Source organism: Pseudomonas sp. GW823-FHT06B06 (genome assembly GCF_058795195.1).
Map to the genome: position 1 here is coordinate 1 of NZ_JBXAHO010000056.1, position 20239 is coordinate 20239.

A 20239-nucleotide genomic window follows, 5' to 3' on the forward strand; every position below is an offset into this window, starting at 1 on the left:
TGCTTCCCTGCTGGCCAATGTAGAGATTTTGCCGCAGGCCAGACAGGGGAGCTACTTTTTCAACAGAATCGGCCGATAGCTGTCATGGGGAAAAAGGGTGGGAGAAGGGGGGAGGATTAATTATTGGATAAGGCGTGGCGACCTGTGTCATTCCGCTATCGGGCGTTCCCGCTTTTAAGGCCATCCGCCTTCATTCATTGAATGTCTTTCAAATAATCCTTGAGCGCAAGGAGCGGAACATCAAACTCCTCCATCCCCCGAACCCCAGCAAATTCCCCCACCAACCTCCCCAACTCCCGCCCCAACGGCTTATCCACACCCCCAACAGCCTCCAGCGCCAACCCCACACACTCGCCCACCTTCACCTGAATCCCCTCAACATCCCCCCGCCGCACCAGCAACTCAAACACATCCCGCTGGTAATCACCCATCACCAGGTCATCTCGCAAGATCGGGCTTGAATCTTCCGATTCGTAAGCCAGCTTGAGGGAGAAGAGGGCGACGGTTTCCAGTTGTGATTCCATGGGGGGAGTCCTTGTGAAAGGGTCAGGGTGAAGGGCAAAAGAGAGAAGCAAGATCAAAAGATCGCAGCCTTCGGCAGCTCCTACAGGTCAGCGCGTTGGCGCGGGGTGTCAGGTGCTTTTCTGCGGGCGAAAAAAAAAGGCCTTGCTAAGCAAGACCTTTCTTAATTTGGTGCCCCGAGGGAGACTCGAACTCCCACTCCTTTCGAAAACGGATTTTGAATCCGCCGCGTCTACCAATTCCGCCATCAGGGCAATGGCCGCGGAGTATAAAGATGAGATAACCGTCGGTCAATCAGGTACATGGAGAATTTTTGATATTTCCGCTAGACTTCCCGGCCCTGCTAGACGAACCCCATCATGCGCGTTGCTGACTTTACTTTCGAGCTCCCTGATTCGCTGATCGCCCGCCACCCTTTGGCCGAGCGTCGCGGTAGTCGCCTGTTGACCCTGGATGGGGTCAGCGGCGCCCTGGCACACCGTCAATTCACTGATTTGCTGGAGCATTTGCGCCCTGGCGATTTGATGGTGTTCAACAATACCCGGGTGATTCCGGCGCGGCTGTTTGGCCAGAAGGCTTCCGGCGGCAAGCTGGAAATCCTGGTGGAGCGGGTGCTGGACAGTCATCGCGTGCTGGCCCATGTGCGTTCCAGCAAGTCGCCCAAGCCCGGGTCGAAGATTTTGATCGACGGCGGTGGCGAGGCCGAGATGCTGGCGCGTCACGATGCGTTGTTCGAGCTGGGCTTTGCCGAAGAGGTGTTGCCGCTGCTCGACCGTGTCGGGCACATGCCGCTGCCTCCTTATATAGACCGCCCGGACGAAGGCGCGGACCGCGAGCGTTACCAGACCGTCTACGCCGAGCGTTTGGGCGCGGTGGCGGCGCCGACGGCGGGGCTGCATTTCGATCAGGTGTTGATGGAGGCGATTGCCGCCAAGGGCGTCGAGACGGCGTTCGTGACCCTGCACGTGGGCGCGGGCACCTTCCAGCCGGTGCGGGTCGAGAAGATCGAAGACCACCACATGCACACTGAATGGCTGGAAGTTGGCCAGGACGTGGTGGATGCCGTTGCCGCCTGTCGTGCGCGCGGCGGTCGGGTGGTGGCGGTGGGGACGACCAGCGTGCGTTCCCTGGAAAGTGCCGCCCGCGATGGCGTGCTCAAGCCGTTCAGCGGCGATACCGACATTTTCATCTACCCGGGCCGGCCGTTTCATGTGGTCGATGCCCTGGTCACCAACTTCCATTTACCTGAATCCACGTTGTTGATGCTGGTCTCGGCGTTTGCCGGTTATCCGGAAACCATGGCTGCCTATAAAGCCGCCGTCGACAACGAATACCGCTTTTTCAGCTACGGTGATGCGATGTTTATCACCCGTAACCCCGCACCACGTGGCCCCGAGGACAAAGAATGAGTCGCCAATGTCGTATGTCGTTTGAGTTACTTGCTACTGACGGCAAGGCTCGTCGCGGTCGTTTGACCTTCCCGCGCGGTACCGTCGAGACCCCGGCCTTCATGCCGGTGGGCACCTACGGCACGGTCAAGGGCATGTTGCCGCGGGATATCGAGGCCACTGGCGCTGAAATCATTCTGGGCAACACGTTCCACCTGTGGCTGCGCCCAGGCATGGAAGTGATCAAGAAGCACGGCGACTTGCACGATTTCATGCAGTGGAAAGGCCCGATTTTGACCGACTCCGGCGGTTTCCAGGTGTTCAGCCTGGGCGCCATGCGCAAGATCAAGGAGGAGGGCGTGACCTTCGCCTCCCCGGTCGACGGCGCCAAGGTGTTCATGGGCCCGGAGGAGTCGATGCAGGTCCAGCGCGACCTGGGCTCGGACATCGTGATGATTTTTGACGAATGCACGCCGTACCCGGCCGACGAAGACGTCGCTCGCGTGTCCATGGAGTTGTCGCTGCGCTGGGCCCAGCGCTCGAAAAACGCCCATGCCGACAACACGGCGGCGCTGTTCGGTATCGTTCAGGGCGGCATGCACCAGGATTTGCGCATGCGCTCCCTGGAGGGCCTGGACAAGATCGGCTTCGACGGCCTGGCCATCGGCGGTCTGTCGGTGGGCGAGCCCAAGCATGAAATGATAAAGGTGCTGGACTATCTGCCGGGCCAGATGCCGGCTGACAAACCTCGTTACCTTATGGGCGTTGGCAAACCGGAAGATCTCGTGGAGGGTGTGCGCCGCGGTGTGGACATGTTCGATTGCGTGATGCCAACCCGTAATGCCCGCAATGGGCATCTGTTCATTGACACAGGCGTGATCAAGATCCGTAACGCGTTCCATCGCCATGATGATTCGCCGCTGGATCCGACCTGCGATTGCTATACCTGCCAGAACTTCTCCCGTGCTTATCTGCATCACCTGGACAAGTGCGGCGAAATGCTGGGAAGCATGCTCAATACCATCCATAACTTGCGTCATTATCAAGTGCTTATGGCTGGTTTGCGCGAGGCTATTCAACAGGGTACATTGGCCGCCTTTGTCGATGCCTTCTACGCCAAACGCGGGCTACCCGTGCCGCCTTTGGACTGAGTTTCCTGACCCCAATATTCAACATTTGCAACTGGAGTGCTAAATGAGCTTTTTTATCTCTAACGCCATGGCAGACGCTGCTGCACCTGCGGCAGGCCCTATGGGCGGCGGCTTTGAGTGGATTTTCCTGGTCGGCTTCCTGGTCATCTTCTACCTGATGATCTGGCGTCCACAGGCCAAGCGCGCCAAAGAGCAGAAGAACCTGCTGAGCAGCCTGCAGAAAGGCGACGAAGTCGTGACCACCGGCGGCATCGCCGGCAAGATCACCAAAGTGGCCGACGATTTCGTGGTTCTGGAAGTTTCCGACACCGTCGAAATGAAGTTCCAGAAAGGCGCCATCGCCGCCACGCTGCCAAAAGGCACGCTCAAAGCGATCTAAGTTTCAACTTTTACTCAATCGACGGGGCGCGCAAGGCGCCCCGCGTCATAAGCGGGCGGCGTGATGCTGAACAAATACCCTCTGTGGAAATACATTCTGATCCTGGCGGTGCTGGCGATCGGTCTGATTTATTCCGCTCCCAATCTTTATCCTGATGACCCGGCCATTCAGGTCAGCGGTGCAAGCACTGCACTGCAGGTCAATCAGGCTGATCTGGATCGTGTGAGCGCTGCGCTCAAGGAATCCGGGATCAGCGTCAAGGCTGCCACCCTGGCTGCCAACGGCAAGGGCGGTTTGATTCGCCTGACCAAGGCTGAAGACCAGTTGCCGGCCAAAGACGTCGTGCGCAAGGCATTGGGTGATGACTACGTCGTTGCACTGAACCTGGCGCAAACCACCCCGCAATGGCTGCGCAGCCTGGGCGCGCACCCGATGAAGCTGGGCTTGGACTTGTCCGGTGGCGTGCACTTCCTGCTGGAAGTGGACATGGACAAAGCCCTGGATGCACGTTTGAAAGTGTACGAAGGCGATGTGAAGAGCCTGTTGCGTAAAGAGAAACTGCGCTATCGCAGCCTGCCGCAACTCAATGGCGCCATTCAGCTGGGCTTCTCCGATGAAGACAGTCGTGAACAGGCCCGCAGCCTGATCCGCAAGAATTTCAACGATTTCGACATTGTTCCGGCCGACCTCAATGGCCAGCCGGTGCTGCGTCTGGCGATGACCCCGGCCAAGCTGGCGGAAATCCGCGAATACTCCATCAAGCAGAACTTGACCACGGTCCGTAACCGCGTCAACGAGCTGGGTGTTGCCGAACCGATCGTCCAGCGTCAGGGCGCCAACCGCATCGTGGTTGAGCTGCCGGGCGTGCAGGACACTGCCGAAGCCAAGCGTATCCTCGGCAAGACGGCCAACCTTGAGTTCCGCCTGGCCGCCGAGCCTGGCGCTTCGAAGGCCACGTCCGAGGAATTCGAGTTCCGTGAGGGCAAGCGTCCTCCTGCGCTGATCGAGCGTGGCCTGATCATCACCGGTGACCAAGTGACTGACGCCAAGGCTGGTTTCGGCGAGCACGGTACGCCGGAAGTGAACATCCGCCTGGATGGCCACGGTGGCGAGCTGATGAGCCGTGCGACCCGTTCGAACGTGGGTCGCAGCATGGCGGTGATCTTCATCGAGCAGCGTCCGGTTACCACTTACACCAAGCAGATGGTTAATGGCGTCGAGAAAGACGTAGCGGTCCAGACGTTCAAGGAAGAGAAGAAGATCATCAGCCTGGCGACCATTCAGTCGCCGCTGGGTGCGCAATTCCGTATCACCGGCCTGAACGGCCAGGGCGAGTCGTCCGAACTGGCGCTGCTGCTGCGTGCCGGTGGCCTGGCTGCACCAATGTACTTCGCTGAAGAGCGCACCATTGGCCCGAGCCTGGGTGCCGACAACATCACCAAGGGTATCGATGCGTCGCTGTGGGGCATGCTGTTCGTCTCCCTGTTCATCATCGCCATCTACCGCTTCTTCGGCATCATTGCCACCGTCGCACTGGCGGTGAACATGGTGATGCTGCTGGCCTTGATGTCGCTGCTGGGGGCCACGCTGACCCTGCCGGGCATCGCCGGTATCGTTTTGACCATGGGTATGGCGGTCGACGCCAACGTGCTGATCTTCTCGCGGATTCGTGAAGAGATTGCCGCGGGCATGACTGTGCAGCGCGCAATCAACGAAGGCTTCGGCCGGGCATTCACCGCGATTCTCGACGCCAACCTGACCACCTTGCTGGTCGGCGGCATCCTGTTTGCCATGGGCACAGGGCCGGTCAAGGGCTTCGCAGTGACCATGTCCCTCGGGATCTTTACCTCGATGTTCACGGCCATCATGGTGACCCGCGCGATGGTCAACCTGATCTTCGGCGGACGTGACTTCAAGAAGTTGTGGATTTAAGGGGCTGCCATGTTACGTACAATCAACTTCATGGGCGTTCGCAACGTTGCGTTCGGCGTCACATTGTTCCTTACCGTGCTGGCCTTGTTCAGCGTCGCCACCAAGGGCATGAACTGGGGCCTGGACTTCACCGGCGGTACGCTCATCGAGCTGACCTACGAGCGTCCGGCCGACGTCACCAAGGTGCGTGAGCAACTGGTGACCGCGGGTTATCACGAAGCCATCGTGCAGAACTTCGGTGCGACCACCGACCTGCTGGTGCGTATGCCGGGTGAAGATCCACAACTGGGCCACCAGGTGGCCGAGGCCTTGCAGAAGGTCGGCGGCGAAAACCCGGCGACGGTCAAGCGCGTCGAGTTCGTCGGCCCGCAGGTGGGTGAAGAGCTGCGCGACCAGGGCGGCCTCGGCATGCTGATGGCGCTGGGCGGCATCCTGATCTACCTGGCGTTCCGCTTCCAGTGGAAGTTCGCGGTCGGGGCGATCGTGTCCCTGATCCACGACGTGATCGTGACCATCGGTATCCTGTCGTTCTTCCAGATCACCTTCGACCTGACGGTGCTGGCGGCGGTACTGGCGATCATCGGTTACTCGCTCAACGACACCATCGTAGTATTCGACCGGGTTCGTGAGAACTTCCGGGTACTGCGCAAGGCCAGCCTGATCGAGAACATCAACATCTCGACCACGCAAACCCTGCTGCGCACCATGGCCACCTCGATCTCCACCTTGCTGGCGATCGCGGCCCTGCTGTTCTTCGGTGGTGACAACCTGTTCGGCTTCTCCATCGCGCTGTTTATTGGTGTATTGGCGGGTACTTACTCCTCGATCTACATCGCCAACGTGGTGCTGATCTGGCTGAACCTGAGCTCCGAAGACCTGATTCCTGCGGCCAACACCGAGAAGGAAGTCGACGACCGTCCTTGAAGGCCAATTCCTTCGGCGATGTAGTCCAAAAAGGCGCGAGTTGAACTCGCGCCTTTTTTTATACTCCAAGGCTGGGAGAAGCGCAGACGCGCTCCGCATGTGATGTTCAGGAGGTTCATGTGAACAAGTCGATGCTGGTTGGTGCTGTACTGGGTGCTGTCGGTGTAACTGCCGGCGGTGCTGTGGCCACCTACAGCCTGGTTAAGGATAATGGCCCTGAGTACGCGCAAGTACTCGCCGTTGAGCCGGTCAAGACGCAAATCAAGACTCCACGTGAAGTGTGCAAGGATGTAGCGGTCACCCGGCAAGCGCCGGTCAAAGATCAACACCAGATTGCCGGTACCGTGGTAGGTGCGCTGGCAGGTGGTTTGCTGGGTAACCAGATCGGCGGCGGCACGGGCAAGAAGATTGCCACGGTTGCAGGCGCTGTCGGTGGTGGTTATGCCGGTAACAAGGTGCAGGAGGGCATGCAAGAGCGTGACACCTACACCACGACGCAAACCCGTTGTAATACGGTGAATGACATCAGCGACAAGGTCGTGGGTTACGACGTGCGTTATTCGCTTGATGGCAAGGAAGGCAAGGTGCGGATGGATCGCGATCCAGGGAACCAGATCCCTGTGGATAAAGAGGGCAAGTTGATCTTGTCGGAGAATCAGCAGGCGCATTGATCCGCTGAAGTCAGATTCAAAAAGAAGCACCCTGCGGGGTGCTTTTTTGTGCGCACGCTATTTGTGCGCCACCACACATCCCCTGTGGGAGCGGGCTTGCTCGCGAAAGCGGTGTATCAGTCGCCATCTTTATCGACTGACACGGCCTCTTCGCGAGCAAGCCCGCTCCCACATTTGGATTTGTGGTGTTTGGGGGATCAAATTCCAGGCATAAAAAAAGCACCCCGCAGGGTGCTTTTTCTGTCGCTGGAAGCTTAGCGCTTCAGCGAGGCCGGCAGATGCGGCTGGATGGCCGTCAATACTGCCTTGAAGCATTTGGTGTTGCCGGCTACGACGTGGCCTTTTTCAAGGAAGTCGTGACCGCCGGTGAAGTCGCTCACCAGGCCGCCTGCTTCCTGGATCAACAGGGCGCCTGCTGCCATGTCCCACTCGGACAGGCCCGACTCCCAGAAGGCGTCGAAACGACCGGCGGCCACGTAGGCCAGGTCCAGGCTCGCCGAGCCAGCGCGGCGGATGCCGGCGGTCTGGCCGACCAGGGCGCGGAACATGCCCAGGTAGTTGTCGAGGTTGTCCATCTGGTCGTCACGGAACGGGAAACCGGTACCCAGCAGGGCGCCGTCCAGGCTGGTGCGGCCGCTGACGCGCAGGCGACGGCCGTTCAGTTGGGCGCCGCGACCACGGCTGGCGGTGAATTCTTCCTGACGAACCGGGTCCAGGACCACAGCGTGTTCCAGGCGACCGCGGTATTTGCAGGCGATGCTGACAGCGAAGTGAGGAATGCCGCGCAGGAAGTTGGTGGTGCCGTCCAGCGGATCGATGATCCACAGGTACTCTTCGCCTTCGATGCCGGTGCCGGCGTGCAGGCCGGTCTCTTCACCCATGATCGAGTGATTCGGGTACGCCTTGCGCAGTGCGTCGATGATTTTCTGTTCGGCGGCGCGGTCCACCTCGGATACGTAATCCTTGGCGTCTTTTTCGTCGACCTTGATGGTATCCAGGCGCTCGATGGAGCGGAAGATCAATTCACTGGCGCTGCGGGCGGCGCGCAGCGCGATATTCAGCATGGGCTGCATGGATGTGTCACCTAAGGTTGTTAAAGAAAGCCGGGCATTCTATCAGAAAGTTTCTACAGGAGAAGGACGACGTTCGCTTTCATGGCTTAACGGTAGTGGGCGCTGTAAGATTCTGCTCCCGATAATGTGTTCGAGAGCGCCTCCCTTGCTGCAAAACATTCGTGTCGTCCTGGTCAATACCAGCCATCCGGGCAATATCGGCGGGACCGCGCGCGCCATGAAAAACATGGGGCTGTCGCGCCTGGTGCTGGTCGAACCACGCCTGTTCCCGCACCACGAGGCCGATGCCCGTGCTTCCGGTGCCGGTGACATCCTTGAAAAGGCGCAAGTCGTCGCCACCTTGGAAGATGCCTTGGTCGGCTGCAATCTGGTGCTGGGCACCAGTGCTCGCGACCGGCGCATTCCCTGGCCGCTGCTGGACCCGCGCGAATGCGGGACCAAAGTGGTCGAGGAGGCCGGGCAGGGGGCCGAGATCGCCCTGGTGTTCGGTCGTGAAGATTCCGGCCTGACCAACGAAGAGCTGCAGCGATGTCACTATCACGTGCACATTCCATCAGACCCTGAGTTCAGTTCGCTGAACCTTGGGGCGGCGGTGCAGGTGTTGAGTTATGAAGTGCGCATGGCCTGGCTGGCCGCCCAAGGTCAGCCAACCAAGGTCGAGAAGGAAGAAGTGGCATCGGTCAAAAGCGCTGAGCTGGCGACTATGGATGAGCTGGAGCGGTTCTATGAGCACCTGGAACAAACCCTGGTGTCCATCGAATTCCTCGACCCGGAAAAACCACGGCACTTGATGGCGCGCCTGCGCCGGTTGTACGGACGCAGCTCGGTCAGCCGAGCGGAAATGAACATTTTGCGTGGCATCCTCACGGAAACCCAGAAAGCGGCCCGTGGTGAGCTTCTTAAGCGGAAGGATTAATGATGTTTGAGCGTTTGCGTGAAGATATCCAGAGTGTTTTCCATCGAGACCCGGCGGCGCGTAACGCTTTTGAAGTCCTGACCTGCTACCCCGGCATGCATGCCATCTGGATCCACCGTTTGTCGGCGATGCTGTGGCGCGCCGACCTGAAATGGCTGGCGCGGCTGGTGTCGAACTTCGGCCGCTGGCTGACCGGGATCGAGATCCACCCGGGGGCCAAGGTCGGGCGGCGATTCTTCATTGACCATGGCATGGGCATCGTCATTGGTGAAACCGCCGAAATCGGCGATGACGTGACCATTTACCAGGGCGTGACCCTGGGCGGCACTAGTTGGAACAAGGGCAAGCGCCACCCGACCCTGGGTGATGGTGTGGTGGTCGGCGCCGGTGCCAAGGTGCTTGGCCCGTTCACTGTGGGGGCGGGTGCCAAAGTCGGCTCCAACGCCGTGGTCACCAAGGAAGTGCCGCCGGGCGCCACGGTGGTGGGCATTCCGGGGCGGATCATCGTCAAACCGGACCAGGAGCTGGATGCCAAGCGCAAGGCCATGGCCGAGAAGATTGGCTTCGATGCCTATGGCGTGACTGAAGACATGCCGGACCCGGTGGCACGCGCCATCAACCAGTTGCTCGACCACCTGCAGGCGGTCGATGGGCGTCTGGAGGGGATGTGCGGGGCGTTGAAGGACCTGGGCAGTAATTACTGTGCCAAGGACCTGCCTTCGCTGCGCGAAGAAGACTTCGCCTGTGTGAAGGACAAGGATCAGAGTCAGGCCGGCTGAATCCCCCCCCTGTAGGAGCTGCCGCAGGCTGCGATCTTTTGATCTTGTCTTATATAAGCAAAATCAAAAGATCGCAGCCTGCGGCAGCTCCTACAGGTCGCATTTAGACAATGGCACCGCGCTAAGCGGTGTGCCATTAAGTCGCAGATCCTGATATGATGCGGCCGCTCTTTTGCGGGTAAACCTGACTAAAGTACTAGGTCTTATAGTTGACTTAAATACTCGGGAATTGCATACTCGCCTCATTCCGAACTCCGTGGTAATTGTCCATGCGACTGACTACAAAAGGCCGATACGCCGTGACCGCCATGCTCGACCTGGCGTTGCACGCGCAGCACGGGCCCGTGTCCCTGGCCGATATCTCCGAGCGCCAAGGCATCTCCCTGTCCTACCTCGAGCAGCTGTTTGCCAAATTGCGCCGTAGCAATCTGGTGTCCAGCGTTCGCGGTCCAGGCGGCGGTTACCAGCTGTCACGCGACATGCAAGGTATCCAGGTCGCCCAGGTGATCGATGCGGTGAACGAATCGGTCGATGCAACCAAATGCCAGGGCCAGGGTGATTGCCATCAAGGCGACACCTGCCTGACCCACCACTTGTGGTGCGATCTGAGCCTGCAGATTCACGAATTTCTGAGCGGTATCAGCTTGGCTGACCTTGTGACTCGCCGTGAGGTGCAAGAAGTAGCCCAGCGTCAGGATCAACGCCGTTGCAACAGCAAGGCGCCACGCCTGGACAAGATTGAAGCGTCCGCCGTCGAATGACAGCCAGAGAGCTAGCGGCACGCCAGCCAGCCTGATTTAGGAGATAGTCCATGAAATTGCCGATTTACCTTGATTACTCTGCGACTACCCCGGTTGATCCGCGTGTCGCGCAAAAGATGAGTGAATGCCTGCTGGTCGACGGAAACTTCGGTAACCCGGCGTCCCGTTCCCACGTGTTTGGCTGGAAAGCCGAAGAGTCCGTCGAAAACGCCCGTCGTCAGGTGGCCGACCTGGTCAACGCCGACCCGCGTGAAATCGTCTGGACCTCCGGTGCCACCGAATCCGACAACCTGGCAATCAAGGGTGCGGCACATTTCTATGCCACCAAAGGCAAGCACCTGATCACCACCAAGATCGAGCACAAGGCTGTCCTGGACACCATGCGCCAACTGGAGCGTGAAGGTTTCGAAGTGACCTACATCGAGCCTCGCACCGACGGCCTGGTCACGCCTGAGATGATCGAAGCCGAACTGCGCGACGACACCATCCTGGTTTCGGTCATGCACGTGAACAACGAAATCGGCACCATCAACGACATCGCGGCCATCGGCGAACTGACCCGTTCCAAGGGCATCCTGTTCCACGTCGACGCCGCCCAGTCCACTGGCAAGGTCGAGATCGACCTGCAGAAGCTGAAAGTCGACATGATGTCGTTCTCCGCACACAAGACCTACGGTCCTAAAGGCATCGGCGCCCTGTACGTCAGCCGCAAGCCACGTGTTCGCATCGAAGCGACCATGCACGGCGGCGGTCACGAGCGCGGCATGCGTTCGGGCACCCTGGCGACCCACCAGATCGTCGGCATGGGCGAAGCTTTCCGCGTAGCCAAGGAAGACATGGCTGCCGAGAACGTGCGCATCAAGGCCTTGAGCGACCGTTTCTACAAGCAGGTCGAGCACCTGGAAGAGCTGTACGTCAACGGCAGCATGACCGCCCGCGTCCCGCACAACCTGAACCTGAGCTTCAACTACGTTGAAGGCGAGTCGCTGATCATGGCGCTCAAGGACTTGGCGGTTTCGTCCGGTTCGGCCTGCACCTCGGCGTCCCTTGAGCCTTCGTACGTACTGCGCGCCCTGGGCCGCAACGACGAGCTGGCACACAGCTCGATCCGCTTCACCTTCGGCCGTTTCACCACCGAAGAAGAAATCGATTATGCCGCGCAGAAAGTTTGCGAGGCCGTTACCAAGCTGCGCGCTTTGTCGCCGCTGTGGGACATGTACAAAGACGGCGTCGATATCTCGAAGATCGAGTGGGCGGCACACTAAATAAAGAAGCCGCCAGATACAGCTCCTGTAGCGACGCGGCGACTGACGCAAGCGCAGCTACAGGGTCTCAAGAGCGGCCCTGATGAGTGAGGATTGAGAATCATGGCTTACAGCGAAAAGGTCATCGACCACTACGAAAACCCGCGCAACGTCGGCAAGATGGACGCGGAAGATCCTGATGTCGGCACCGGCATGGTCGGCGCTCCGGCGTGCGGCGACGTGATGCGCCTGCAGATCAAGGTCAACGACGCCGGCATCATCGAAGATGCCAAGTTCAAGACCTACGGCTGCGGTTCGGCTATCGCTTCCAGCTCCCTCGCCACCGAGTGGATGAAGGGCAAGACCCTGGACGAAGCGGAAACCATCAAGAACACCCAGCTGGCTGAAGAGCTGGCCCTGCCGCCAGTCAAAATTCACTGCTCGGTACTCGCCGAAGACGCCATCAAGGCGGCCGTTCGCGACTACAAGCAGAAGAAAGGCTTGATCTGACTTTCAGTTTTTGGCGACGAGTAAGGAGTCACCGATGGCTATCAGCATGACAGAAGCGGCTGCTCGACACGTGCGACGCTCCCTTGACGGGCGCGGCAAAGGTGAGGGGATTCGCCTGGGTGTTCGCACCACGGGCTGCTCCGGCCTTGCCTACGTGCTGGAGTTTGTCGACGAGGTGGTTGCAGAGGACCAGGTGTTCGAGAGTCACGGCGAGAAAGTGATCATCGACCCGAAAAGCCTGGCCTACCTGGACGGCACCGAGCTCGATTTCGTCAAGGAAGGGTTGAACGAAGGCTTCAAGTTCAACAACCCCAACGTGCGCGGTGAATGTGGCTGCGGCGAAAGCTTCAACATCTGAGGCTTGTCGTGGGTACTCCTTGTCATTTCGCTTTATTCGAGCTGCAACCGAGCTTCAACCTGGATCTCGACCAGCTGGCTACGCGCTACCGTGAGTTGGCGCGCAGTGTTCATCCAGACCGCTTTGCCGACGCTTCCGAGCGGGAGCAGCGGCTGGCGCTAGAGCAATCCGCGAGCCTCAACGAGGCCTACCAGACGCTCAAGAGTCCACCCAAGCGCGCGCGTTACCTGCTCGCCTTGAATGGTGGTGAGTTGCCGCTGGAGGTCACGGTGCATGATCCGGAGTTTCTTCTGCAACAGATGGAGTTGCGCGAAGAGCTCGAAGACCTGCAGGACAGCGCCGACCTCAATGGCGTTGCCGTCTTCAAGCGCCGCCTGAAAGTGGCCCAGGAAAAACTGAACGACAGTTTCGCAGCTTGCTGGAATGATGCAGCGCAACGTGAACAGGCCGAACGCCTGATGCGGCGCATGCAGTTTCTCGACAAGCTGACCTACGAAGTGCGCCAGCTGGAAGAGCGCCTCGACGATTAACCCAGTGCCGCTCCGGTCGCACGCCTGATATACAGATAAGTCCTGATAACGATGGCCCTACTGCAGATCGCCGAACCCGGCCAAAGTCCTCAACCGCACCAGCGTCGCCTGGCTGTGGGGATCGACTTGGGCACTACCAATTCGCTGGTCGCTGCGTTGCGCAGTGGTCTTTCCGAGCCGCTGGCTGATGCGCAAGGGCAGGTCATCCTGCCGTCTGCCGTGCGCTATCACGCCGATCGCGTCGAGGTTGGCGAATCCGCCAAGCTGGCTGCCGCCACCGATCCCTTGAACACCGTGCTGTCGGTCAAGCGCTTGATGGGTCGTGGTTTGTCCGACGTCAAGCAATTGGGTGATCAGTTGCCGTACCGCTTTGTCGGCGGCGAGTCGCACATGCCGTTCATCGAGACGATCCAGGGGCCGAAAAGCCCGGTCGAAGTCTCGGCGGACATCCTCAAGGTCTTGCGCCAGCGTGCCGAAGCCACTTTGGGTGGCGAGCTGGTAGGTGCGGTCATCACCGTTCCGGCCTATTTCGACGATGCCCAGCGTCAAGCCACCAAGGATGCGGCCAAACTGGCCGGCCTGAATGTGCTGCGTTTGCTCAACGAGCCGACCGCGGCGGCGGTGGCTTACGGTCTGGACCAGCACGCCGAAGGCCTGGTTGCCATCTATGACCTGGGCGGCGGCACCTTCGATATTTCGATTCTGCGCCTGACCGGCGGTGTGTTCGAAGTCCTGGCTACCGGCGGCGACAGCGCCCTGGGCGGTGATGACTTCGACCACGCAATTGCTGGCTGGATCATCGAGAGCGCCGGTCTGTCCGCCAACCTCGATCCGGGTGCGCAGCGTCAGCTGCTGCAAACGGCTTGCGCCGCCAAGGAAGCCCTGACCAACGCCTCGTCGGTCGAAGTGACTCATGGCGACTGGAAAGCCGAGCTGACCCGCGAAGCCTTCGATGCCTTGATCGAGCCGATGATCGCGCGCAGCCTGAAAGCCTGTCGCCGCGCGGTGCGTGATTCCGGTGTAGAGCTGGAAGACGTGCATGCGGTGGTCATGGTTGGCGGCTCGACTCGCGTGCCTCGTGTTCGCGAAGCTGTCGCCGAAGCTTTTGGGCGCCAGCCTCTGACTGAAATCGACCCGGATCAAGTGGTGGCCATCGGTGCCGCGATCCAGGCCGATACCCTGGCCGGCAACAAGCGCGATGGCGATGAATTGCTGCTGCTGGACGTGATTCCGTTGTCCCTGGGCCTGGAAACCATGGGCGGCCTGATGGAGAAGGTGATTCCACGCAACACCACCATCCCCGTCGCTCGGGCGCAGGACTTCACGACTTACAAAGATGGCCAGTCGGCCATGGCTATCCACGTGTTGCAGGGCGAGCGCGAGCTGATCAGCGATTGCCGCTCCCTGGCGCGCTTCGAATTGCGCGGTATTCCGGCGATGGTGGCCGGCGCGGCGAAGATTCGCGTGACCTTCCAGGTCGATGCCGATGGCTTGCTCAGTGTTTCCGCCCGCGAACTGGGTTCGGGCGTCGAGGCCAGCATCCAGGTCAAGCCGTCCTACGGCCTGACCGACGGCGAAATCGCCAAGATGCTCAAGGATTCGTTCCAGCACGCTAACGACGACAAGGTTGCCCGCGTTCTGCGTGAGCAGCAGGTCGATGCCCAGCGCCTGATCGAGGCGGTACAGGCCGCCCTGGAAGCTGACGGCGAGCGCTTGCTGGACGCCGACGAGCGCATGGTCATCGAACTGCAAGTGCAGGAACTGACCGAACTGATGAAAGGTACCGATGGCTACGCCATCGAGCAGCAGACCAAGCGTCTGTCGCAAGTGACCGACGCCTTTGCTGCCCGCCGCCTGGACTCGACGGTGAAAGCCGCGCTGGCGGGGCGCAACCTGAATGAGATTGAGGAATAACGATGCCGCAGGTCATTTTTCTGCCACACGAGAAGTTTTGCCCTGAAGGCATGGTCGTCGAGGCTGAGCCGGGTATTTCCATCCTCGAGCTGGCTCACGAACACCATATCGAGATGGAAAGTGCCTGTGGCGGCGTCTGCGCCTGCACCACCTGCCACTGCATCATCCGCGAAGGTTTCGATTCGCTGGAAGAGGCTGACGAGCTGGAGGAGGACTACCTCGACAAGGCCTGGGGGCTGGAGCGTGAGTCGCGCCTGGGCTGTCAGGCCAAGGTCGGCACCGAAGACCTGACCGTTGAAATTCCGAAGTACTCGCTCAACCACGCAGCCGAAGCGCCGCACTGATTCAAGGAACTGTCATGAGTCTCAAGTGGACTGATGTGCTGGAAATCGCGATCCAGCTGGCTGAAAGCAAGCCTGAAGTGGACCCTATGTCGGTCAACTTCGTCGATCTGCGTAAATGGGTGATGGAATTGCCCGAATTCGACGACAAGCCTGAGCATTGTGGCGAAAAGATCCTGGAGGCCATTCAGGCCCACTGGATCGAAGAACGCGACTGAGCCACGCAGCAGGTTAGGCAATACCCAAGAACCCGCGTATAATTCGCGGGTTTAATTTTTCGCAAATTACCGTTTCTGGAGTTACACCATGGCTGTTCAACGTACTTTCTCCATCATCAAGCCTGACGCCGTTGCTAAAAACGTGATCGGCAAGATCGTTTCCCGTTTCGAAGACGCTGGCCTGCGCGTTGTAGCTTCGAAAATGAAGCAACTGTCCAAAGCCGAAGCCGAAGGCTTCTACGCTGAGCACAGCGAGCGCGGTTTCTTCGGTGACCTGGTAGCGTTCATGACCTCCGGTCCGGTTGTTGTCCAGGTTCTGGAAGGCGAAAGCGCCATCGCTCGCAACCGTGAGCTGATGGGCGCTACCAACCCTAAAGAAGCTGCTGCCGGCACCATCCGTGCTGACTTCGCTGAATCGATCGACGCCAACGCCGTACACGGTTCGGACTCCGAAGCCGCTGCCGCTCGCGAAATCGCATACTTCTTCGCAGCTACTGAAGTAACCACTCGCTAAGCATTGGCTTAAGAGTGAAGGTGAATCCATGACTACATCGACTGTAAAAACCAACCTGCTGGGTCTGACTCAACAGGAAATGGAAAAATTCTTCGACTCAATCGGGGAGAAGCGTTTCCGTGCCGGTCAGGTAATGAAATGGATTCACCACTTTGGCGTCGATGATTTCGACGCCATGACGAACGTCAGCAAGGCCCTGCGCGAGAAGCTCAAGGCCGTTGCTGAAGTTCGCGGTCCGGAAGTGGTCAGCGAGGACATCTCCAGCGACGGCACCCGCAAGTGGGTGGTGCGCGTGGCGTCCGGCAGCTGCGTCGAGACCGTGTACATTCCCCAGGGCAAGCGCGGCACCTTGTGCGTTTCGTCCCAGGCAGGCTGTGCCCTGGATTGCAGTTTCTGCTCCACCGGCAAGCAAGGCTTCAATAGCAACCTCACCGCCGCCGAAGTCATCGGCCAGGTGTGGATTGCCAACAAATCCTTTGGCAGCGTCCCGGCAACCGTCGACCGTGCCATCACCAACGTGGTGATGATGGGCATGGGTGAGCCGCTGCTGAACTTCGACAACGTCATCGCGGCCATGCACCTGATGATGGACGACCTGGGCTACGGCATTTCCAAGCGCCGCGTGACCCTGTCGACCTCCGGCGTGGTGCCGATGATCGATGAGCTGTCCAAGCACATCGACGTCTCCCTGGCGTTGTCCCTGCACGCACCGAATGACGCATTGCGTAACCAATTGGTGCCGATCAACAAGAAGTATCCGCTTAAGATGCTCCTCGAGTCGTGCCAGCGCTACATGTCGTCCCTGGGCGAAAAGCGCGTGCTGACCATCGAGTACACCTTGCTCAAGGACGTGAACGACAAGGTCGAGCACGCCGTTGAAATGATCGAGCTGCTCAAGAACATCCCGTGCAAGATCAACCTGATCCCGTTCAACCCGTTCCCGCACTCCGGTTACGAGCGGCCTAGCAACAATGCCATTCGTCGGTTCCAGGATCAGCTTCATCATGCCGGTTTCAACGTCACTGTACGCACCACCCGTGGTGAAGACATCGACGCGGCCTGTGGTCAATTGGTAGGGCAGGTGCTGGATCGCACCCGTCGCAGCGAACGTTATATCGCCGTGCGTGAACTGAGCGCCGACAACGATATGGCGTCGAACGCTGCGAAGTAATCAAGAGAGGATCTCCATGTCCCTGCGCTTTGCGCTGCTTTTGCTAATGGCCAGCCTGTGCGCTGGCTGTGTGCTTTCGGGCGACTACAACCCGATGAAGACCAGCAAAGGCCGTGGCGAGGCGCTCGAGGCCTACGTGCAACTGGGCATCGGTTATTTGCAACAAGGCATGACCGAGCGAGCAAAAGTGCCTCTGAAGAAGGCGCTGGAGCTGGACGCCGCAGACCCGGACGCCAATGCCGCGCTGGGGTTGGTGTTCCAGGCCGAAATGGAGCCGGAACTGGCTGACCAGCATTTTCGCAAGGCGCTGGCTTCCCGTCCCGCCGATGCGCGAATCCTCAACAACTACGGCAGCTTTCTCTACGAGCAGAAACGTTACAAGGAAGCCTACGAGCGTTTTGAACAGGCCGCCGCCGATACTCTGTATCCTGAGCGTTCGCGCGTGTTCGAGAACCTGGGCATGACGGCTTCGATGCTCGGCCAGCGCGAGTTGGCCCAGCAGCAACTGGAAAAAGCCCTGCGTTTGAATCGACAACAGCCTCGGGCATTGTTGGAAATGGCTGAGTTGTCTTACGAAGACAGGCATTATGTGCCCGCGCGTGACTTTTACGACCGTTTTAGCCTGCTTGCCGAGCAAAATGCACGTAGTCTATTGCTCGGCATTCGCCTGGCAAAAGTGTTTGATGATCGCGACAAGGCCGCCAGTGCGGGCCTGCAATTAAAACGACTTTATCCCGGTACATCGGAATATCAGCAATACCTGTCGGAGCAATGATGAAAGCGGCGCATCCCGAAGTTGTAGCAGCGAATCGCGTTAACCCCGGTGAGACCTTGCGCCAGGCCCGCGAAAGCAATGGCTGGTCGCTGGCCGAAGTGGCCCTTAAGCTCAACCTTACCGTCAATTCCCTGAGCAATCTGGAAGCCGGCGATTTCGACAAGCTGCCAGGGCATACCTTCGCCCGCGGCTATATCCGTGCTTATGCCAAATTGCTCGGCATGGACCAGGCCGTCCTGGTCCAGCAGTTCGACCAATCCACCGGTACCGACTCCAAGGGCAGCAGCGTTCACAGCCTGGGCCGTATCGAAGAGCCAGTGCGCGTGTCCCACACCATCTTGCGCATTGTCAGCCTGTTGTTGCTGGTGGCCGTGGTGGGTGGTGGTTTTGTCTGGTGGCAGGACCAGACCTCGCTGCGCACCAAGGACCTGATCAGCCTGACCCCGGAACACGTGGAAGTCGAAGGTGCCGATGGCACTACCCAGATTCATCCGCTGGATGAGCCGGAAGACCAGGCGGTGGCCGAGGGTGAGGCGCAAAACACCACGGCCCTGGCATTGCCGCAGGCCGACTCCGCGACCCCGGCTCCGGCTGAAACGCCAGCGCCGGCACCCGTTGCACCGACCGCCGCCGCACCGACCGCCGCCACGCCTGTGACGCCAGCCCCGGCTGTTCCTGCAGCTCCAGCTGTTGCAGCGCCGACGGTGAATGCACCGGTTGCTCCAAGTGTTGCAGCGCCAACCGCTGCGGCACCGGCGCCAGCAGCGCCTGCGGTGGCAGGCCAGGGCCAGGTCCAACTACAGTACAGCGCCGACTGCTGGACCCAGGTCACCGACGGCAACGGCAAGGTGCTGTTGAGCGGCCTGAAGCGTAAAGGCGAAAGCGTTTCCCTCAATGGCAAGCCGCCGTTTTCCGTGCGCCTGGGTTATGCCCGCGGCGCGCAGGTCAGCTACAACGGTCAGGCGGTCAATGTCGCTCCGTTCACCAGTGGCGAGACTGCTCGCCTGAAGTTGGGTCAATAAGTCATGCACGGCGAATCTCCAATCAAACGTCGCGAATCGCGCAAGATCTGGGTCGGTAATGTACCTGTTGGCGGCGATGCGCCCATCGCTGTGCAAAGCATGACCAACAGCGACACCAACGACGTCGCTGCGACCGTCGCGCAAATCAATCGCCTGGAAGCCGCGGGTGTCGATATCGTGCGGGTGTCCGTGCCGGACATGGACGCCGCCGAGGCCTTCGGCAAGATCAAGCAACTGGTCAAGGTGCCCTTGGTCGCCGACATTCACTTCGACTATCGCATCGCCTTGCGCGTGGCCGAACTTGGCGTTGACTGCCTGCGGATCAACCCGGGCAACATCGGTCGCGAAGACCGCGTGCGCGCGGTGGTCGATGCCGCCCGCGATCGTGGCATTCCGATCCGTATCGGGGTGAACGCCGGCTCCCTGGAAAAAGACCTGCAGAAAAAATACGGCGAGCCGACGCCAGCCGCGCTGGTTGAATCGGCGCTGCGCCACGTCGAACACCTTGAGCGCCTGAACTTCCAGGACTTCAAGGTCAGCGTGAAAGCCTCCGACGTGTTCATGGCCGTCGAAGCCTACCGCTTGCTGGCGAAGGAAATCGTCCAGCCGCTGCACCTGGGCATCACCGAAGCCGGTGGTTTGCGTTCAGGCACGGTGAAATCTGCCGTGGGCCTCGGTATGCTGCTCGCCGAAGGGATTGGCGATACCATTCGCATCTCGTTGGCGGCTGATCCGGTCGAGGAAGTGAAAGTCGGCTACGACATTCTCAAGTCCCTGCATCTGCGTTCCCGTGGCATCAACTTCATCGCCTGCCCGAGTTGCTCGCGGCAGAACTTCGATGTGGTCAAGACCATGAACGAGCTGGAAGGGCGCCTCGAAGACCTGCTGGTGCCGCTTGACGTCGCGGTCATCGGTTGCGTGGTCAACGGGCCGGGCGAAGCCAAGGAAGCCCATATCGGCTTGACCGGCGGCACGCCAAACCTGATTTACATCGACGGCAAGCCGTCGCAGAAACTGACGAATGACAATCTGGTGGATGAGCTTGAACGCTTGATCCGCGAGAAAGCGGCCGAAAAGGTCGAAGCCGACGCAGCGGTTATCGCGCGCGGCTGAGCCGACTGAAGAGCCGAACGGAATTTAAGGATT

General features: G+C 59.7%; 23 protein-coding genes and 1 tRNA gene. 21 read left to right on the plus strand and 3 right to left on the minus strand.

Annotated features, from left to right (window positions below; translation table 11 throughout):
* Positions 1–194: 194 nt before the first annotated feature.
* Positions 195–524, minus strand: coding sequence for a hypothetical protein (locus AC1Q8Q_RS29825; protein ID WP_492615871.1), 330 nt, complete (start codon positions 522–524; stop codon positions 195–197).
* 167 nt (positions 525–691) lie between these two features.
* Positions 692–776 (minus strand) — tRNA-Leu (locus AC1Q8Q_RS29830).
* 105 nt (positions 777–881) lie between these two features.
* Here AC1Q8Q_RS29830 and queA point away from each other — a divergent pair.
* The 6 genes from queA (at position 882) to AC1Q8Q_RS29860 (ending at position 6967) form a co-directional block, all read left to right on the plus strand.
* A complete protein-coding gene (queA, locus tag AC1Q8Q_RS29835; protein WP_179056316.1) occupies positions 882–1931 on the plus strand; it encodes a tRNA preQ1(34) S-adenosylmethionine ribosyltransferase-isomerase QueA in 1050 nt (349 codons plus the stop codon).
* Positions 1932–1945: 14 nt separating this feature from the next.
* A complete protein-coding gene (gene tgt / locus AC1Q8Q_RS29840) occupies positions 1946–3061 on the plus strand; it encodes a tRNA guanosine(34) transglycosylase Tgt (protein ID WP_020795592.1) in 1116 nt (371 codons plus the stop codon).
* A gap of 43 nt (positions 3062–3104) precedes the next feature.
* The gene (gene yajC / locus AC1Q8Q_RS29845; RefSeq protein ID WP_007982729.1) at positions 3105–3440 is read left to right on the plus strand and encodes a preprotein translocase subunit YajC; all 336 of its coding nucleotides are present in this window, start codon (positions 3105–3107) and stop codon (positions 3438–3440) included.
* 63 nt (positions 3441–3503) lie between these two features.
* Positions 3504–5372, plus strand: a complete 1869-nt coding sequence (gene secD, locus AC1Q8Q_RS29850; RefSeq protein ID WP_151140555.1) for a protein translocase subunit SecD — start codon at positions 3504–3506, stop codon at positions 5370–5372.
* A gap of 9 nt (positions 5373–5381) precedes the next feature.
* Positions 5382–6296 carry a protein translocase subunit SecF gene (gene secF, locus AC1Q8Q_RS29855; protein ID WP_033040611.1) on the plus strand — a complete coding sequence of 305 codons (915 nt, stop codon included), beginning with the start codon at positions 5382–5384 and terminating at the stop codon, positions 6294–6296.
* 119 nt (positions 6297–6415) lie between these two features.
* Positions 6416–6967, plus strand: coding sequence for a glycine zipper 2TM domain-containing protein (locus AC1Q8Q_RS29860; protein WP_020795595.1), 552 nt, complete (start codon positions 6416–6418; stop codon positions 6965–6967).
* 254 nt (positions 6968–7221) lie between these two features.
* On the opposite strand, the gene suhB is transcribed toward AC1Q8Q_RS29860, so the two are convergent.
* Positions 7222–8040, minus strand: a complete 819-nt coding sequence (suhB, locus tag AC1Q8Q_RS29865; protein WP_007941397.1) for a type III secretion system regulator SuhB — start codon at positions 8038–8040, stop codon at positions 7222–7224.
* 145 nt (positions 8041–8185) lie between these two features.
* Here suhB and trmJ point away from each other — a divergent pair, with 145 nt between their 5' ends.
* From trmJ to ispG, 15 genes are all read left to right on the plus strand, one after another.
* The gene (trmJ, locus tag AC1Q8Q_RS29870; RefSeq protein ID WP_020795596.1) at positions 8186–8956 is read left to right on the plus strand and encodes a tRNA (cytosine(32)/uridine(32)-2'-O)-methyltransferase TrmJ; all 771 of its coding nucleotides are present in this window, start codon (positions 8186–8188) and stop codon (positions 8954–8956) included.
* A 2-nt stretch (positions 8957–8958) separates the two neighbouring features.
* Positions 8959–9735, plus strand: a complete 777-nt coding sequence (gene cysE, locus AC1Q8Q_RS29875) for a serine O-acetyltransferase (RefSeq protein ID WP_020795597.1) — start codon at positions 8959–8961, stop codon at positions 9733–9735.
* A 269-nt stretch (positions 9736–10004) separates the two neighbouring features.
* Positions 10005–10496, plus strand: coding sequence for a Fe-S cluster assembly transcriptional regulator IscR (iscR, locus tag AC1Q8Q_RS29880; RefSeq protein WP_007903581.1), 492 nt, complete (start codon positions 10005–10007; stop codon positions 10494–10496).
* A gap of 50 nt (positions 10497–10546) precedes the next feature.
* On the plus strand, positions 10547–11761 hold the full coding sequence (locus AC1Q8Q_RS29885; RefSeq protein ID WP_020795599.1) for an IscS subfamily cysteine desulfurase: 1215 nt from the start codon (positions 10547–10549) through the stop codon (positions 11759–11761).
* A gap of 102 nt (positions 11762–11863) precedes the next feature.
* Positions 11864–12250 carry a Fe-S cluster assembly scaffold IscU gene (iscU, locus tag AC1Q8Q_RS29890; RefSeq protein WP_007974006.1) on the plus strand — a complete coding sequence of 129 codons (387 nt, stop codon included), beginning with the start codon at positions 11864–11866 and terminating at the stop codon, positions 12248–12250.
* Between the two features lie 34 nt (positions 12251–12284).
* Positions 12285–12608, plus strand: a complete 324-nt coding sequence (gene iscA / locus AC1Q8Q_RS29895; RefSeq protein ID WP_003227904.1) for an iron-sulfur cluster assembly protein IscA — start codon at positions 12285–12287, stop codon at positions 12606–12608.
* An 8-nt stretch (positions 12609–12616) separates the two neighbouring features.
* A complete protein-coding gene (gene hscB / locus AC1Q8Q_RS29900) occupies positions 12617–13138 on the plus strand; it encodes a co-chaperone HscB (protein WP_008025499.1) in 522 nt (173 codons plus the stop codon).
* Positions 13139–13189: 51 nt separating this feature from the next.
* Complete coding sequence (gene hscA / locus AC1Q8Q_RS29905) at positions 13190–15052, plus strand: Fe-S protein assembly chaperone HscA (protein WP_033043497.1); 1863 nt, start codon at positions 13190–13192, stop codon at positions 15050–15052.
* A gap of 2 nt (positions 15053–15054) precedes the next feature.
* On the plus strand, positions 15055–15396 hold the full coding sequence (gene fdx / locus AC1Q8Q_RS29910) for an ISC system 2Fe-2S type ferredoxin (RefSeq protein ID WP_020795601.1): 342 nt from the start codon (positions 15055–15057) through the stop codon (positions 15394–15396).
* Positions 15397–15410: 14 nt separating this feature from the next.
* Positions 15411–15611, plus strand: coding sequence for a Fe-S cluster assembly protein IscX (gene iscX, locus AC1Q8Q_RS29915; protein WP_168757286.1), 201 nt, complete (start codon positions 15411–15413; stop codon positions 15609–15611).
* An 88-nt stretch (positions 15612–15699) separates the two neighbouring features.
* Positions 15700–16125: a nucleoside-diphosphate kinase gene (gene ndk / locus AC1Q8Q_RS29920; RefSeq protein WP_492615872.1), complete on the plus strand. Its 426-nt coding sequence runs from the start codon at positions 15700–15702 to the stop codon at positions 16123–16125.
* 28 nt (positions 16126–16153) lie between these two features.
* Positions 16154–17296, plus strand: a complete 1143-nt coding sequence (rlmN, locus tag AC1Q8Q_RS29925; protein ID WP_020795604.1) for a dual-specificity RNA methyltransferase RlmN — start codon at positions 16154–16156, stop codon at positions 17294–17296.
* 16 nt (positions 17297–17312) lie between these two features.
* Complete coding sequence (gene pilW / locus AC1Q8Q_RS29930; RefSeq protein WP_033043496.1) at positions 17313–18071, plus strand: type IV pilus biogenesis/stability protein PilW; 759 nt, start codon at positions 17313–17315, stop codon at positions 18069–18071.
* Positions 18071–19093, plus strand: coding sequence for a RodZ domain-containing protein (locus tag AC1Q8Q_RS29935; protein WP_083348286.1), 1023 nt, complete (start codon positions 18071–18073; stop codon positions 19091–19093). The genes pilW and AC1Q8Q_RS29935 overlap by 1 nt, the downstream gene beginning before the upstream one ends.
* Before the next feature lie 3 nt (positions 19094–19096).
* A complete protein-coding gene (gene ispG, locus AC1Q8Q_RS29940; protein WP_020795607.1) occupies positions 19097–20206 on the plus strand; it encodes a flavodoxin-dependent (E)-4-hydroxy-3-methylbut-2-enyl-diphosphate synthase in 1110 nt (369 codons plus the stop codon).
* Positions 20207–20239 lie beyond the last annotated feature (33 nt).

Excerpts from the sequence above, each read along its gene's own strand:
- AC1Q8Q_RS29825 (WP_492615871.1), bottom strand. The coding sequence starts at position 524 with ATGGAATCACAACTGGAAACCGTCGCCCTCTTCTCCCTCAAGCTGGCT.
- queA (WP_179056316.1), top strand. The coding sequence starts at position 882 with ATGCGCGTTGCTGACTTTACTTTCGAGCTCCCTGATTCGCTGATCGCC.
- tgt (WP_020795592.1), top strand. The coding sequence starts at position 1,946 with ATGTCGTTTGAGTTACTTGCTACTGACGGCAAGGCTCGTCGCGGTCGT.
- yajC (WP_007982729.1), top strand. The coding sequence starts at position 3,105 with ATGAGCTTTTTTATCTCTAACGCCATGGCAGACGCTGCTGCACCTGCG.
- secD (WP_151140555.1), top strand. The coding sequence starts at position 3,504 with ATGCTGAACAAATACCCTCTGTGGAAATACATTCTGATCCTGGCGGTG.
- secF (WP_033040611.1), top strand. The coding sequence starts at position 5,382 with ATGTTACGTACAATCAACTTCATGGGCGTTCGCAACGTTGCGTTCGGC.
- suhB (WP_007941397.1), bottom strand. The coding sequence starts at position 8,040 with ATGCAGCCCATGCTGAATATCGCGCTGCGCGCCGCCCGCAGCGCCAGT.
- cysE (WP_020795597.1), top strand. The coding sequence starts at position 8,959 with ATGTTTGAGCGTTTGCGTGAAGATATCCAGAGTGTTTTCCATCGAGAC.
- iscR (WP_007903581.1), top strand. The coding sequence starts at position 10,005 with ATGCGACTGACTACAAAAGGCCGATACGCCGTGACCGCCATGCTCGAC.
- AC1Q8Q_RS29885 (WP_020795599.1), top strand. The coding sequence starts at position 10,547 with ATGAAATTGCCGATTTACCTTGATTACTCTGCGACTACCCCGGTTGAT.
- iscU (WP_007974006.1), top strand. The coding sequence starts at position 11,864 with ATGGCTTACAGCGAAAAGGTCATCGACCACTACGAAAACCCGCGCAAC.
- iscA (WP_003227904.1), top strand. The coding sequence starts at position 12,285 with ATGGCTATCAGCATGACAGAAGCGGCTGCTCGACACGTGCGACGCTCC.
- hscA (WP_033043497.1), top strand. The coding sequence starts at position 13,190 with ATGGCCCTACTGCAGATCGCCGAACCCGGCCAAAGTCCTCAACCGCAC.
- fdx (WP_020795601.1), top strand. The coding sequence starts at position 15,055 with ATGCCGCAGGTCATTTTTCTGCCACACGAGAAGTTTTGCCCTGAAGGC.
- iscX (WP_168757286.1), top strand. The coding sequence starts at position 15,411 with ATGAGTCTCAAGTGGACTGATGTGCTGGAAATCGCGATCCAGCTGGCT.
- ndk (WP_492615872.1), top strand. The coding sequence starts at position 15,700 with ATGGCTGTTCAACGTACTTTCTCCATCATCAAGCCTGACGCCGTTGCT.
- rlmN (WP_020795604.1), top strand. The coding sequence starts at position 16,154 with ATGACTACATCGACTGTAAAAACCAACCTGCTGGGTCTGACTCAACAG.
- pilW (WP_033043496.1), top strand. The coding sequence starts at position 17,313 with ATGTCCCTGCGCTTTGCGCTGCTTTTGCTAATGGCCAGCCTGTGCGCT.
- AC1Q8Q_RS29935 (WP_083348286.1), top strand. The coding sequence starts at position 18,071 with ATGAAAGCGGCGCATCCCGAAGTTGTAGCAGCGAATCGCGTTAACCCC.
- ispG (WP_020795607.1), top strand. The coding sequence starts at position 19,097 with ATGCACGGCGAATCTCCAATCAAACGTCGCGAATCGCGCAAGATCTGG.